Raw genomic sequence first — 13,925 nt, 5'->3', positions numbered from 1 at the left:
GCTTTACATAGTAGGGATGAACGATCGACATGTCAAGCAAGCTTTACATCTATTTTCGCGCCGCTGCTGGTCGACGTTCTATTGGATAATTCGGGAAACTGGCTTCCATTCATTTACCAGTCGCGCATGGGAATTCTGGCCGGCCAACAACACCCGACCTCCTTCACTGGTTAAGAAGCGTTGTATAAAAAGCCGAAAGCCCGGTCGGTCCATTCAGACGACTTTCCCTCCTCCGGTGGACTCGCTTGCGCTCTTGCGCGAGACAGATCCCTGATCCGCTGTATGTCGACGGACCTGTCGGTGACACCGATGACACCGCCATTCTCGAAGATGATCTCATGCACCTCGCGAAAAACGGATGCTGGCCTATATCCCCTACACACGTCTATTTCATATATAAGCCCGTCGGCAAGCAAAAGTGCGCCGGAAAATCTGATGTGCTCGCGTAAGTCAGCGATACGAAAGTCATACGACGCCCTCACGACGTCCTTCATCTCGCCTTTCGCGTATACCCGACAGTGCTCCTCGTATCGTTGAGGAAGCCTTCCGAATAAAGGAACGGCGCGGCTGGAAACGTCTTCGTGATCCAACCAGAGATTCACAGAAGAAAGGAAGAGCTGCGAATTCTCAATGAGATACGTACAGAAATAACCCCGCCCACAATCCGTAGAAATGGCCTTCGTGTTCAGTCCGAACTTGTTGGGATTAAATATGCCGCGACCAGCGAAACCGGCCAAGGTGAAGGGCTTTCCATTGAAGAACACTGTATCGGAACATTCGATGGTCATGAAATCTTCCATTTCTAAAAGTTTTTGCATCCATGCCAGGAAGCGGTTCCGCCGCCTGACAGCGTCGATTCTTGAACAGGGAATTGTACGTGGTCGCGGCGCGACGTCTCGTCCGGCATCTGCGGCAGGTATGTGATGTCAATACGAACGAAGCCCGGCTCATCGTCCTCGAAGGTCTTCTTGGGCGAGATCGTTTCGTCCTCTGCCTTCGGAATGAGGTCTTCCAAGCGCGACTTGCCCTCGCGCATCTTGCGACCCAATAAGCGCACGCGCGGTGCCCGCGTTCTTGAAATTTGAAAGCGGCAAAAATTTTCGGTTGCCGAAGTCGACTACAATGCGGGTCGTCCAACCGCCGCACCGAGTCTGTCATGTCTGCTGAAAACCTTCCCCAAGCCCGTGTCGCCGTCATCGGCGGCGGTCCGGCCGGCCTGATGGCCGCCGAAGTCCTGAGCCAGGGCGGGGTGGCGGTCGATCTATACGACGCGATGCCGTCGGTGGGGCGCAAATTCCTGTTGGCGGGCAAGGGCGGCATGAACATCACGCATGCGGAGCCGTCCGCCGATTTTATCCGGCGCTACGGCACGCGCGCCGCGCAGGTGGCGCCGTGGCTGGAGCGCTTCGATGCGCAAGCGGTGCGCGACTGGATTCATGGCCTCGGCGTCGAGACCTTCGTGGGCACCTCCGGGCGCGTATTTCCCACCGATATGAAGGCCGCGCCCCTGCTGCGCGCCTGGCTGCAGCGCCTGCGCGATGCGGGTGTGCGCCTGCACATGCGCCATCGCTGGCTGGGCTGGAACGGCGCCGCGCTGCGCTTTGCCACGCCGGACGGCGAACGCGAGGCCGGCGCCGACGCGGTCATCCTGGCGCTCGGCGGCGGCAGCTGGGCGCGCCTGGGTTCGGATGGCGCCTGGGTGCCGCTGTTGCAGGAGCGCGCGGTGGCGGTAGCGCCTTTGGCGCCGTCGAACTGCGGCTTCGACACCGACTGGAGCGCGCATTTCAGCAGCCGCCATGCGGGCGCGCCCCTGACCACCGTGGCCATTACCGCCACCGATGCGCAGGGCCGCCCGCACAAGCGCCAGGGGCAGTTCGTGATCACCGCCAGCGGCGTCGAAGGCAGCCTGATTTACGCCTTGTCGGCCGACCTGCGCGAGCAGATCGGCGCCAGCGGCAGTGCCACCATCTGGCTCGACCTGGTGCCCGATTTTAGCGCCGAACGGGTGCTGGAAGACGTGGCGCGCCCGCGCGGTTCGCGCTCAATGGCTAGCCATCTGCAAAGCCGGCTGGGCATCAAGGGTGTGAAATCGGGATTGCTGCGCGAATGCCTGTCGGCAGAGGAGTTCGGCGACCCGGCGCGCCTGGCGGCGGCCTTGAAAATGCTGCCGCTGACCTTGAAACGGGCACGCCCGATCGACGAGGCGATCAGCAGCGCCGGCGGGGTCCGCTTCGATGCGCTCGACGGGCATGCCATGCTGCGCGCGCTGCCGGGGGTGTTCGCGGCCGGCGAAATGCTCGACTGGGAAGCGCCGACCGGCGGCTACCTGCTCACCGCCTGCTTTGCCAGCGGGCGCGCGGCCGGACACGGGGCGCTGGCCTGGCTGGCGCAAAGGGCGTCTACTCGAACGTGACGTCGCCCGAGCCGCTGCGGGTCACGGCGCGCTGGTCCGGATTGCCATGCACGTTCACCTCGCCGCTGCCGCGCAGGTTGACGGCCGCGCTTTTGCGGGCCTGAACGATGGCGTTGCCCGAACCGGTCAGTTCGACGGTGACCGCATCGGCGCTCAGGTGCTCGGCGTCCAGGTCGCCCGAACCGGTCTGCACCACCTTGAAGCGCTTGGCCGCGCCGACCACCGTCATGCCGCCGGAACCGGCCACGTTGACGTCGACCTGGTCGCAGTTGCCGCCGTTGAGTTCAATGTCGCCGCTGCCTTGCAGGCCGGCGTCGACCTCGCGGAAGCGCCCATTGAACTTGACATTGCCGGAACCGTGCAGTTGCAGGTCGATCTTGTCGCCGCTGAAGCCATTGACGGTACTGTCGCCGCTGCCCAGGATGCGCAGCTTGTCGATCGCGGGCAAGACCAGCACCACTTGCAGCGGTTGTTTATGGTGCAGCAGCATGCCCTTGGTTTCGATGTGCAGGGTGGCGCCTTCGCTCATGGTTTCGATATTGCCCAGCAAGCGCTGTTCGCCGCGCACGGTCAGCGAGGCCATCGCGCCCTGGCGCAGGGTCATGTCGATCGGACCGCCGAGCTCGACCGAGGTGATGCCCTTGCCGACCGCGCGCGTTTCGCTGGCGACCACGCGGCCTTCGGGATTGGCCGGGCGGGTGGTGCCCTGGGCCCGCAGCATGCTGTAAAACAGGGCGATCAGGACGAAAGCGAGGATCAGCAGGCCGAAGCCGACTTTGATAAGTGAGCGCATGAAATTCTCCGGTTCCGCGTTTAGTTGCCCTTGAGCAGGGAAACATTCATTTCGGCGTAGCGGCGGATGCCGGTCAGCGTGTATTTCGTGATGACCAGGCAGAGCAGGAAGATCACGATTCCGGCCAGCACGATGCCGAGGCCGAACATGGTCTGGGTGGCGCGCGAGCCGGGTTCGAGGTTGGTGGTGATGCGCAGGCCGCCGCTGGCCGCTTCCTCGGCGCGGCGCACCATGCCGCGTTTTTTCGGAGGGGCGGGCGCGGCTTCCTCGTCTTCTTCATCCTCCGCGTCGGCGTCGGCGTCGTCGTCCATGTCGGCGCGCGCGGCCGCTGCTCCGCTGGCCCGTACCGCTTCGCGGGCGGCGCGCGCCGCGTCCCGGCCAGCCCGTGCGACTTCGCCGGCAGCCCGTGCGACTTCCCCGGCGGCGCGTGCAGCTTCTGCGCCAGAGCGCGCGGCTTCCGCGGCGGCTGCGTGCGCCGTGGCCACGACGTGGCGGGGAGCGTCGCCGGAGATATGTTCACGGAAGAAGCGCACGCCGTCCTGGTCGATCGACACCTTCACTTCCATGGTGTCGCGCTCGTCACCGGACGTGTCGCTGAGAATCAATTCGCGGAAAGGGCCGTCGAGCACCAGTTCGTTGGCGCCCGACAGGCCGCTGGCGGTAATGGCGATGCCGGCCACGTAAAAGGCCAGTCCGGCCGCGTACAGCAGGGCCAGGAAGGCCGCATAGACCAGCGCCGGCACCACCATGAACAGGTTGAAGATGGCCAGGCCGGCCAGCGACACCAGCAAACGCATCAGGTTGGCGGGATTTTTCTTTTGCTCGAAAGAGTGCATGTGCACGGTGGCGCGCAGCTTCATGGCGACCTGGGTGGGTTCGTCGAGCCCGGCGGCGATGTCGGCCTCGGTGCGGCCGGCCGCCACGCCGTCGATGAAGCGCTGTTCGTACCAGGCCAGGGTGCTGGCCTGGGTTTCGGCGGGAATGCCCGCCATCGCGCGCCGCAGCGCGTCGAGATATTCGAGTTTGCCCATGATGGTCGCCTTTGGCATCAGGAATGGCTCAGCGCCACACCCGAATGGAGAATCTGCAGGTCGCCGCCGAGCAGGTGCGGCATGACGATGACGGCGGTACTCGCGGCAACAAAAACCAGTAATGCGAGTGCGCGAAGTCCGAGTGCGATGTTCATGTGCTGTCCGTGTAAAAAACCTGTTTCGATGGTGCTACTGTACGAAAACGGACAGCTCAACTCCACCGGAATGCGACAGGCTGCACTTTCAGCGCCGTCAACGACCAAATCGCGGGACAGTCGTTCATTTTTCCACGGCCTGTTGCGCCAACACGAGGCGGGCAGCCGCCACGCCGCTGCGCACGGCCGATTCGATTGTTGCCGGATAGTCACTGGCGGTGTAGTCGCCGGCCAGCGCCAGGCGCGCCAGTCCAGTCGTGTTGGCGGGACGCGCCAGACCCGGGGTGCAGGCAAAGGTGGCGCGTTTTTCGCTGATGACCTGCACCCATGCGGGTTGGGCAAGTTGCGGACGTCCCAGCACGGCGGCCAGCTGGGCTGCAACGGCGCCGGCCAGCGCCTCCCGTCCCAGTTCCGAGGCCGCGCCCGAGGCGCTGATGACCACCGAGAACAGGCCGGCCTGGGCCGGGTCGAGCTGGCCGCGGTCGAACACGAACTGGCCCCAGTGGCCGCTGGCGGCGTTGTCGCGCAGGGCGTAGAAGGGCAGTTCGAGCCGGGTCGCGGCCGGATATTGCAGGTAGCAGGTGGTGATCGGCTCGTACTCGAAATGCTGGAGGGTGGCCGCCAGGGCGGCGGCTCCGGCCTGTTCGAGCAGGGTCGTCGCCGCCGGCGGGGCGGTGGCGATGACGACGGCATCGAAGTGCTCGCCGTCGCCAAGGAGCCAGCCGCCGCCATCGGCGGGCGCGAGCGTGTCGACCTTGGCGCCCAGGCGCACGGTGCCGCCCGCGCGTTCCACAAACGCCGCCGCCGCCACCGGAAACAGCGCGCTCAGGTCGACTCGCGGCAGCAGCATGTCGGAACTGGCGCGGCTAGCGCCCAGGCTGTCGCGCAGCACGGCCAGGAATACCTGGGCCGAGGCGCGCTCGGGCGCGGTGTTGAGCGCGGCCAGGCACAGCGGACGCCACATCAGCTCGATGAGGCGCTCGGTCTGGTCGTAGCGTTCCAGCAATTCGCTGACACTGCAATCGTTGTGCAAGCGCCAGTCCATCCAGCGCGCGGTCGAGGAAAAGCGCGCCAGGGCCATCTTGTCGGCAAAGGCCAGGCCGTCGGCGCGCAGCAGGGCCAGGGCCAGGTGCAGCGGGGCCGGCAGGCGCGGGGCGACGAAGTCCATGCCGCCGCTGTCCCTGGGATAGCGCATTTGCAGCGGCAGGGTCAGCACGGCGGCGCGCAGGTCGATGCCGACCGCGCGCATCAGGCGCAGCGATTCCTTGTAGGCGCCGAGCAGGATGTGCTGGCCGTTGTCGAGCTGGCGGCCCTGCACATCGACCGCGCGCGCCCGTCCGCCCAAGGTGCGCGCGGCCTCGAACAGGGTGACCTTGCAGCCGGCGCGGGCCAGTTCGACGGCCGCGCTGCATCCGGCCCAGCCGCCACCGATGACGGCGGCGTTGTGCGCTGCCTTAGCCACGGATGTAGGTCTTCCACGCCAGCCACAGTTTGCGCAGCGGCGTGAGCGAGATGCGCTGGGTCAGTACGTGAAAGTTGTCGCGCTCGATTTCGTCGAGCACGGTGCGGTAGATGGCCGCCATCATCAGGCCGGGACGCTGGGCGCGCCGGTCTTCCTTGGGCAGCAGGGCGAAGGCTTCGTCGTAGACCTTTTGCGCGCGTTCGGTCTGGAAGCGCATCAGGTTTTCGAACTTGTCGCTGTGGCGCGCGTTGAGCAGGTCGGCCGCGGTCACGCCGAATTGCTGCAATTCGTTGACGGGCAGGTAAATGCGGCCCTTGCGCGCGTCTTCGCCCACGTCGCGGATGATATTGGTCAGCTGGAACGCCAGGCCCAGCTGCTCGGCATACTCGAGCGTCTTGGGATTGGTCACGCCGAAAATGCTGGCCGACAAAATGCCGACCACGCTGGCCACATGCCAGCAATAACGCTTCATGGCCCGGAAATCGAGGTAGCGGGTCTGGTCGAGGTCCATTTCCATGCCGTCGACGATGGCCTGCATATGCTGTTCCTGCAAGTTGTAGACCGTCAGGTGGGGCTGCAAGGCTTGCGTTACCGGGTGGGTGGGCGCGCCGGCGTACATGGCCGAGAGCTCGCTGCGCCACCACGCCAGCTTGATGCGGGCGATCGACTGGTCGGTGCATTCATCCACCGTGTCGTCCACCTCGCGGCAAAAGGCGTACAGCGCGGTGATCGCGCGGCGCCGCTCCGGGGGCAGGAACAGGAAGCTGTAATAAAAGCTGGAGCCGCTCTGGACGGTCTTTTGATGGCAGTATTCGTCAGGGGACATGGTCAAAAATGCAAGGGTGCGCGAAGCGAAGCCGCTATTCTATAGCCGATGAGCGCAAGTGGCGGCAGAGGACACGGGTTTTTTCGTGATTGGGCGCCGCCACAGCGGGTCGCGGCCGGCTTACATGCGTATTGCCCGCCACAGTATCACCAGCCAATCGCGCGTTTTGAGCTGCGGACGCTGGCCGAAGACGTCGTAGCCGACCGTCTCGATGGCTTCCAGGATGCGCAAGCCGCCCTGGATTACCAGCCGCAATTCCCAGCCGATGCGGCCCGGCAAGCGCCGCGCCAGCGGCGCGCCGCCCAGCATCAGCGCACGCGCGCGCGCCACCTCGAAGGCCATCAGGGCGCGCCAGTTGCCGTCGGTGTTCGACTGGTCGAGCTGGGCCGGGGCCACGCCGAAGCGCTGCAAATCATCGAGCGGCAGGTAAATACGATCTTTTTGCCGGTCGATGCCGACATCTTGCAGGAAGTTGATCAGTTGCAGTGCCGAGCAGATGGCGTCCGAATCGCGCACGTTGGTGTCGTCCACGGCGCCGTACAGCGAGAGCATCAGGAAACCCACCGGATTGGCCGAGCGGCGGCAATAGTCGAGCAGCAGCTCGAAGTTGGGGTAGCGCTGGGTAGCCACATCCTGCTTGAAGGCCGACAGCAGGTCGCGAAACGGTTGCAGCGGCAGCTTGTATTGGGTGATCACAGCGGCGAGGCGCTGGAACAGCGGGTCGGGATGAACTTCGCCGCGGGCGATCGTGTCCAACGCAGCCTCGTAGGCGGTCAGGGCGGCTAGACGCTCGGGGCCGCTCGTGTCGCCCTCGTCGGCGATGTCATCGGCGGTGCGGGCGAAGGCGTAAATCGCTTCGACGGCCGGCACCAGCCGCCGGGGCAGCAAAACAGAGGCGACAGGGAAGTTCTCGTAGTGATCGACAGGCATGAAGTATTAATGACGCAAAAGTCATTTGCAAATAAAACTTGCAGGATTATAATTACTAACCAGAAAGTCAGTTAGCTCTCAGGGTCGAACGAGTAGTAGCATCTCGACATCATCGCCGATCCCCCGGGATCGCGACCACCGCATAGTAAAGGAAAACACCGTGTTCCCCGTGAAAAACCTGCGCCAAAGACCTTTGGCTCCGATGACCGTTCTCAGTGCCGCCGTGATGGCCGCGCTGCTGGCCGCCTGCTCGAAGCCCGTCGAAAAGACCGAGGACATCCGTCCCGTACGCGCCCTTGTGCTGACGTCGAGCAGTGTGGGCGTGAACGCCGAATTCGCCGGCGAGGTGCGGGCGCGGGTCGAATCGCGCCTCGGATTCCGGGTTGGCGGCAAGATTACCGCGCGCAAGGTCGATCCCGGCACGGTGGTCAAGAAGGGCCAGGTGCTGATGCAGCTCGATCCCCAGGATTTGCAGTTGTCGCAGGCCCAGGCCAAGGCCAACCTGCGCGCGGCTGAAACCGGGCGCGACCTGGCCAAGGCGGAATTGAAGCGCTATCAGGAATTACGCGTGAAGAATTTCGTCAGCCAGGCTGTGCTCGACGCCAAGGTGTCGGCGTTCAGCTCGGCGCAGTCCAGCGTCGATGCCGCCCAGGCGGCCTATTTCGGGCAATCGAACCAGGCTGGCTACGCCACCCTGGTGTCGGATGTCGATGGCGTGGTCACGGCCGTGGATGCGGAAGTGGGGCAGGTAGTCTCGCCCGGCACGCCGGTGGTGCGGGTGGCCAAGATGGGCGAGAAAGAAATCGTCATTGGCCTGCCGGAAGACAAGGTTGAACAATTGCGCAAGCTGACCGACGTGACCGTGCGCCTGTGGGCCAACAAGGATGTGGTCATTCCTGGCAAGGTGAGGGAAGTATCGCCGGTGGCCGACGCCGCCACCCGCACCTACGCGGTCAAGGTATCGATTCCCGACAGCGCCGCCGACGTCAAGCTGGGCATGACTGCCATGGTGCAGTTCGCCAGCACCATGGCCACGCCGCAAATCAAGGTACCGCTGACGGCCCTGTTTCATGAAAAAAACACCACTTCGGTTTGGCTGGTCGACAAGGGTGTGGCGCGCATGGTGCCGGTGACCATTGCCGGCACCGCCGGTAATGACGTCGTGCTGGCGGGCGGCGTAACTGCCGGCCAGACCGTGGTGACGGCCGGCGTGAACCTGCTCAAGCAGGGCCAGAAGGTGACGATCCTGCCGCCGGATACCTCGTCGAGCGATCCCGTGCCGGCTGCCAAAGCACTATCGCAGACAGCAGCGCAGGCAACAGCGCAGTCCGCACCGAACGCCGAGGTCGCCAAATGAAGGGGTTCAATCTTTCTCGCTGGGCGCTTGAGCATATTCCGCTGACGCGCTACCTGATTTTCGCGCTGCTGCTGGGCGGGGTGATCAGCTATACCAGCCTGGGGCAGGATGAAGATCCGCCGTTCACCTTCCGGGTGATGGTGGTGCGCGCCATTTGGCCGGGTTCGACCGCGGTGCAGATGGCCGAGCAGGTGACCGACAAGCTCGAAAAGAAGTTGCAGGAAACGCCCTACATCGACAAGATCAAGAGCTATTCCAAGCCGGGCGAGACCATCATCATCCTGCAGCTGCGCGAATCGACGCCGCCGCGCGAGACCGCCAACGCCTGGTACCAGGTGCGCAAGAAGATCGGCGATATCCGCGGCACCTTGCCGTCCGGTGTGATCGGGCCGTTCTTCAACGATGAATTCGGCGACACCTACGGTTCCATCTTCGCACTGTCGGCCGACGGTTTCAATTATGCCGAGGTCAAGGAATACGCCGACTTCGTGCGCCAGCAATTGCTGCACGTGCCGCTGGTATCGAAAGTCGAACAGTTCGGCGTCCAGGCCGAAAAGCTCAATATCGAGTTCTCGCACAAGAAATTCGCCCAGCTCGGCGTGCCGTTCGAGGTCATCGCCAACCAGATCGCCACCCAGAACTCGGTCGAATCGACCGGCGTGCTGGTCACCGGGACCGATAACCTGCAAGTGCGGGTGACCGGCGCCTTGAAATCGGCCAAGGACCTGGAAAACCTGGAACTGCGCGCCAACGGCACCACTTTCCGCCTGGGCGACTTCGCCACCATCAAGCGCGAATACGAAGATCCGCCGCTGGAAAAGATGCGTTTTAACGGCAAGGAAGTCATCGGCCTTGGCGTGTCGATGGAAAAGGGCGGCAACATCATTCAGATGGGTAAAGGCCTGGATGAGACCGTGGCCCGCATCAAGGCCAAGCTGCCGGTCGGCATCGAACTCGAACGGGTATCGGACCAGCCGCGCGCGGTGACGGCCTCGGTAAGCGAATTCATCAAGGTGCTGATCGAAGCGGTGGTGATCGTGCTGGCGGTCAGTTTCCTGGCGCTGGGCCTGCATACCAAGCCCTTGCGCATCGATGCGCGGCCCGGCCTGGTGGTGGCGCTGACCATTCCGCTGGTGCTGGCCATTACCTTCCTGTTCATGCGCTTTTTCGACATCGACTTGCACAAGATTTCGCTCGGCGCCCTGATCATCGCGCTCGGCTTGCTGGTCGATGACGCCATCATCGCCGTCGAAATGATGGTGCGCAAGATGGAGGAGGGCATGTCGCGTTTCGAAGCGGCCACCTTCGCTTACACCTCGACCGCGATGCCGATGCTGACCGGCACCCTGATCACGGCCGCCGGCTTCTTGCCGATCGGCCTGGCCAAGTCGGCGGCGGGCGAGTACACCTTCTCGATGTTCTCGGTCAATGCGCTGGCGCTCTTGATTTCGTGGCTGGTGGCGGTGATCTTTACGCCTTACATCGGCTACATGATCCTCAAGGTCAAGCCGCATACGGGCGGCGAAGGCGAACACGACCTGTTCAACACCCCCGGCTTCCAGCGTTTCCGCAGGGTCGTGACCTGGTGCGTGACGTGGCGCAAGACTACCATCGCGTTGAGCCTGGGCGTGTTCGGGCTCGGCGTGTTCGGCTTCAAGTTTATCGAGAAGCAATTCTTCCCGGATTCCAGCCGGCCCGAGCTGATGGTCGAGATGTGGACGCCGGAAGGCACCGCTTTCCGCGCCAATGAAGCCTTGGTGAAGAAATTCGAGAAGCTGATGGCCAAGGAAGCCGATGTCGAGAGCGTGACCAGCTACGTCGGCAACGGTAGCCCGCGCTTCTATCTGCCGCTGGACCAGATCTTCCCGCAATCGAACGTGTCGCAGATCGTGGTGCTGGCGCGCAGCCTGGAAAAGCGCGAATCGATGCGCCTGAGGATTGTCGATATCTTCAAGAAGGACTTCCCGGAAGTGCGCGGCAGGGTCAAGCTGCTGCCGAACGGGCCGCCGGTGCCGTATCCGGTGCAGTTCCGCGTGGCCGGTCCCGAAATCGCCGTCGTGCGCGACTTTGCCGACAAGGTCAAGGACATCATGCGCGCCAATCCGAATGCGATCGGCGTCAATGACAACTGGAACGAATCGATCAAGGTGCTGCGTCTCGACCTGGACCAGGAAAAACTGCGCGCGCTGGGTGTGACCTCGCAAACGGTGATGCGCGCGGCCAACACCATCCTGTCGGGCACGACTATCGGCCAGTTCCGCGAGGACAATAAGCTGATCGATATCGTGGTACGCCAGCCGGTGGAAGAGCGTGCCACCATGTCGGTACTCAACGACACGAATATTCCGACCGCATCGGGTAAATCGGTGACGATTTCACAGATTGCGCGTGCGCATTTTGTGTGGGAACCGGGTGTAGTGTGGCGTGAAGGACGCGAATGGGCGATCACGGCGCAGGCCGATGTGGTCGATGGCATCCAGGGGCCGACCGTGTCGGACCAGATCGGCCTGAAGCTGGCTGATTTGCGCGCGGCGCTGCCGCCTGGCTATACGATCTCGCTGGCCGGTGCCGCCGCCGACAGCGCGGCCGCGGAAGCGTCGATTGCCGCGAACGTGCCGCTGGTGCTGTTCATTGTGTTCACCTTGCTGATGCTGCAGCTGCACAGCTTCTCGCGTTCGCTGCTGGTGTTCCTGACCGGTCCGCTGGGCGTGGCTGGCGCCGCGATGGCGCTGCTGATCCTGCACCGGCCGTTCGGCTTCGTGGCGAATTTGGGTGTGATTGCGCTGTTCGGCATGATCATCCGTAATTCGGTGATCCTGGTGGATCAGATCGAGCAGGATATCGCTGCCGGGGCCGAGCCTTGGAATGCGGTGATCGAGGCGGCGGTACGGCGCTGCCGGCCGATTATCCTGACGGCCGCGGCGGCCGCGCTGGCGATGATTCCGCTGTCGCGTTCGGTGTTCTGGGGACCGATGGCGGTTGCCATCATGGGTGGCTTGGTGGTGGCGACGGCCTTGACCTTGCTGTTCCTGCCGGCGCTGTATGCGACTTGCTTCCGGGTCAAGAAGCCGGTGGAAGCGGTAGCGCTGCGCACGTAAAGCCTCCGCTAGACCCTCGCCTGATGCCCCGTCGTCCCCGCGAAGGCGGGGATCCAAGTTTGTTCCGGAGCTACAGACTGAGCAACGAACTTGGGTTCCCGCCTTCGCGGGAACGACGGAGCTAAGGTTACCGCTGCTTTTCGATTTTACGTCGCCACATGCGCCCGCACCGCGTGCGCATGTTTTTCCCACACCCGGCTCTTCCACCTCGCATACATCGCCAACCCGCGCACCCATTCGTCGCAGGTGAACGCGATCCACACCCCAATCAATCCCCAGCCCAAATGCAGGCCCAGCAGCCATGCCAGCGGCACCGCCACGCCCCACATCGAGCACGCGCCCATCAGTACCGGAAAACGCGCATCGCCCGTCGCCCGCAGTGAATTGATCACCACCAGGTTGAACGTCCGCCCCGGTTCCAGCAGCAAGCTGATACGCAGCAGCACCGCGCCGCCGGCGACGATCGCCGGGTCCTTGCTGAAAAAGCCCAGCAGCCACGGCGCCAGCAGCACCACCACGCAGGTCGTCACGACCGTCACTCCCAAGCCCACCCTCAGGCTGCGCAGCAATTGCCGGTAAGCCTGGTCGAACTCGCCCGCGCCCACCATGTGGCCGATCATGATCTCGGTGCTGATGCCAATCGATATGCCCAGCATCATCATGATCATCGATAGCTGAATCGCATACGAAAACGTGGCCAGCTGGACCACGCCCATTTGCCCGACAAAATACGTGATCACCATGAAGCTGGCTTGCCAGCACAAATTCTCACCCGCCGCCGGCAAGCCGATCTTGAGGATGCGCGCCAGGGTCTCGCGCGACAGGTTCAGCAGCCAGGACAGGCGCACGCCCAGCTTGAGCTGGCGCCGCACCAGCCACGCCAGCGCCACGCAGGCCGCGGCGCGGCTGATGACGGTCGACAGCGCCGCGCCGATCACGCCCATCTTCGGCGCCCCCAGCAAGCCAAAAATCAACACCACATTCAGGATCAGATTGAGCACGTTCATGCCGATGGCGACGAACATCGCTTCGCGCGTGTGCCCATGCGCCCGCAGCACCGAGCCGAACGCGATATTGATCGATTCGAGGAATAGGGTCCCGCCCATCAGCGCCAGAAACGGCTGGGCGTAGGGCATCAGTTGCGGCGGCAGGTGGAGCAGACGCAGCATGTCCGCGGAAAACGCCCAGATCGCCACGCTGACCACCATCCCGAGCCAGAAGTTGATGCCTACCGCCGTGGCCGCCACGCGCTGCGCACCGGCACGGTCACCCGCGCCCAGGTAGTGGGTGAGCACGACCGCGCTGCCGATGCCGACAAACGAAAACAGAATCACGCAAAAGCCGACGATCTGGTTGGCCACCGCCAGCCCCGCCACGGCCGAGTCGCCCAGGTGGCTGACCATGAAGGTGTCGACGATCCCCGGCAGGATATGCGAGAGTTGCTCGACGAAGATAGGCCACGTCATGGCGAATAAACTCGCCTGGCGGACTTTGTTAATGTGATTGGAAGACATGCGGAGGTATTTCTCTAAAGGACTGAAAACGTTTCCAAATTATACGCCGCCTGAGCCCGTTTCAAAAAACGCCCTATGTGATCAGAAAATCCAGTAAAATACCGGGTTGAAGTTGTAGCCCCTAACAAAGGCAGTGCAGGGCGGCCGGTTTCACTGTCGGGCGCCCTTTGTTTTTTCAGATGGAAAGGTGCATTCACTTGCCTATGATGGCGGTCAATGCGATCCCGCGAGGATGGCGAAATTGGTAGACGCACCAGGTTTAGGTCCTGACGCCAGCAATGGTGTGGGGGTTCGAGTCCCCCTCCTCGCACCACGAGTTTAATTCTATTTTTTGGACGATTTTTAC

General features: G+C 63.4%; 11 protein-coding genes, 1 tRNA gene and 1 pseudogene. 4 read left to right on the top strand and 9 right to left on the bottom strand.

Going from position 1 to position 13,925, the window contains the following annotated elements; genetic code table 11:
- Window positions 1–170: 170 nt before the first annotated feature.
- Together IV454_RS24780 and IV454_RS24775 are read right to left on the bottom strand one after the other, a co-directional pair.
- The gene (locus IV454_RS24780) at window positions 171–788 is read right to left on the bottom strand and encodes a hypothetical protein (protein ID WP_206088292.1); all 618 of its coding nucleotides are present in this window, start codon (window positions 786–788) and stop codon (window positions 171–173) included.
- A 95-nt stretch (window positions 789–883) separates the two neighbouring features.
- Window positions 884–1,033 (bottom strand): annotated as a pseudogene (locus tag IV454_RS24775) (IS481 family transposase); the annotation flags it as partial.
- A 123-nt stretch (window positions 1,034–1,156) separates the two neighbouring features.
- Here IV454_RS24775 and IV454_RS24770 point away from each other — a divergent pair.
- Window positions 1,157–2,413, top strand: a complete 1,257-nt coding sequence (locus IV454_RS24770; protein WP_206088291.1) for a TIGR03862 family flavoprotein — start codon at window positions 1,157–1,159, stop codon at window positions 2,411–2,413.
- Here the strand turns inward: IV454_RS24770 and IV454_RS24765 are convergent.
- From IV454_RS24765 to hpnC, 6 genes are all read right to left on the bottom strand, one after another.
- Window positions 2,400–3,206 (bottom strand): head GIN domain-containing protein, encoded by an 807-nt coding sequence (locus IV454_RS24765; protein WP_206088290.1) that lies wholly within the window; start codon window positions 3,204–3,206, stop codon window positions 2,400–2,402. The two genes, IV454_RS24770 and IV454_RS24765, sit on opposite strands and share 14 nt — an antisense overlap.
- Window positions 3,207–3,226: 20 nt before the next feature.
- Window positions 3,227–4,237, bottom strand: a complete 1,011-nt coding sequence (locus IV454_RS33055; RefSeq protein WP_229521825.1) for a DUF1700 domain-containing protein — start codon at window positions 4,235–4,237, stop codon at window positions 3,227–3,229.
- Window positions 4,238–4,254: 17 nt separating this feature from the next.
- Window positions 4,255–4,392: a hypothetical protein gene (locus IV454_RS24755; protein WP_156441575.1), complete on the bottom strand. Its 138-nt coding sequence runs from the start codon at window positions 4,390–4,392 to the stop codon at window positions 4,255–4,257.
- A gap of 124 nt (window positions 4,393–4,516) precedes the next feature.
- Window positions 4,517–5,854 carry a hydroxysqualene dehydroxylase HpnE gene (hpnE, locus tag IV454_RS24750; protein ID WP_206088289.1) on the bottom strand — a complete coding sequence of 446 codons (1,338 nt, stop codon included), beginning with the start codon at window positions 5,852–5,854 and terminating at the stop codon, window positions 4,517–4,519.
- Window positions 5,847–6,680: a presqualene diphosphate synthase HpnD gene (gene hpnD, locus IV454_RS24745; protein ID WP_206088288.1), complete on the bottom strand. Its 834-nt coding sequence runs from the start codon at window positions 6,678–6,680 to the stop codon at window positions 5,847–5,849. Before hpnD ends, hpnE begins: the two co-directional genes overlap by 8 nt.
- Window positions 6,681–6,800: 120 nt before the next feature.
- Window positions 6,801–7,610 carry a squalene synthase HpnC gene (gene hpnC, locus IV454_RS24740; protein WP_206088287.1) on the bottom strand — a complete coding sequence of 270 codons (810 nt, stop codon included), beginning with the start codon at window positions 7,608–7,610 and terminating at the stop codon, window positions 6,801–6,803.
- A gap of 202 nt (window positions 7,611–7,812) precedes the next feature.
- Between hpnC and IV454_RS24735 the strand changes: the two genes are divergently transcribed.
- Window positions 7,813–8,967, top strand: a complete 1,155-nt coding sequence (locus tag IV454_RS24735; RefSeq protein ID WP_206088286.1) for an efflux RND transporter periplasmic adaptor subunit — start codon at window positions 7,813–7,815, stop codon at window positions 8,965–8,967.
- Entirely contained in the window at window positions 8,964–12,065 is a 3,102-nt protein-coding gene (locus IV454_RS24730; RefSeq protein ID WP_206088285.1) for an efflux RND transporter permease subunit, read from the top strand. Before IV454_RS24735 ends, IV454_RS24730 begins: the two co-directional genes overlap by 4 nt.
- A gap of 146 nt (window positions 12,066–12,211) precedes the next feature.
- On the opposite strand, the gene IV454_RS24725 is transcribed toward IV454_RS24730, so the two are convergent.
- Window positions 12,212–13,531, bottom strand: a complete 1,320-nt coding sequence (locus IV454_RS24725; RefSeq protein WP_206088284.1) for an MATE family efflux transporter — start codon at window positions 13,529–13,531, stop codon at window positions 12,212–12,214.
- A gap of 274 nt (window positions 13,532–13,805) precedes the next feature.
- Here IV454_RS24725 and IV454_RS24720 point away from each other — a divergent pair.
- Window positions 13,806–13,892 (top strand) — tRNA-Leu (locus IV454_RS24720).
- Window positions 13,893–13,925 lie beyond the last annotated feature (33 nt).

The sequence above is a fragment of the Massilia antarctica genome, from assembly GCF_015689335.1.
Lineage (GTDB): Bacteria > Pseudomonadota > Gammaproteobacteria > Burkholderiales > Burkholderiaceae_D > Telluria_A > Telluria_A antarctica.
This window is presented reverse-complemented; position numbering and strand designations above follow the sequence as displayed.

What these genes read in the sequence shown, in the direction of transcription:
- IV454_RS24780 (WP_206088292.1), bottom strand. Translation starts at nt 788, where the DNA reads ATGACCATCGAATGTTCCGATACAGTGTTCTTCAATGGAAAGCCCTTC.
- IV454_RS24770 (WP_206088291.1), top strand. Translation starts at nt 1,157, where the DNA reads ATGTCTGCTGAAAACCTTCCCCAAGCCCGTGTCGCCGTCATCGGCGGC.
- IV454_RS24765 (WP_206088290.1), bottom strand. Translation starts at nt 3,206, where the DNA reads ATGCGCTCACTTATCAAAGTCGGCTTCGGCCTGCTGATCCTCGCTTTC.
- IV454_RS33055 (WP_229521825.1), bottom strand. Translation starts at nt 4,237, where the DNA reads ATGGGCAAACTCGAATATCTCGACGCGCTGCGGCGCGCGATGGCGGGC.
- IV454_RS24755 (WP_156441575.1), bottom strand. Translation starts at nt 4,392, where the DNA reads ATGAACATCGCACTCGGACTTCGCGCACTCGCATTACTGGTTTTTGTT.
- hpnD (WP_206088288.1), bottom strand. Translation starts at nt 6,680, where the DNA reads ATGTCCCCTGACGAATACTGCCATCAAAAGACCGTCCAGAGCGGCTCC.
- hpnC (WP_206088287.1), bottom strand. Translation starts at nt 7,610, where the DNA reads ATGCCTGTCGATCACTACGAGAACTTCCCTGTCGCCTCTGTTTTGCTG.
- IV454_RS24735 (WP_206088286.1), top strand. Translation starts at nt 7,813, where the DNA reads ATGACCGTTCTCAGTGCCGCCGTGATGGCCGCGCTGCTGGCCGCCTGC.
- IV454_RS24730 (WP_206088285.1), top strand. Translation starts at nt 8,964, where the DNA reads ATGAAGGGGTTCAATCTTTCTCGCTGGGCGCTTGAGCATATTCCGCTG.
- IV454_RS24725 (WP_206088284.1), bottom strand. Translation starts at nt 13,531, where the DNA reads ATGACGTGGCCTATCTTCGTCGAGCAACTCTCGCATATCCTGCCGGGG.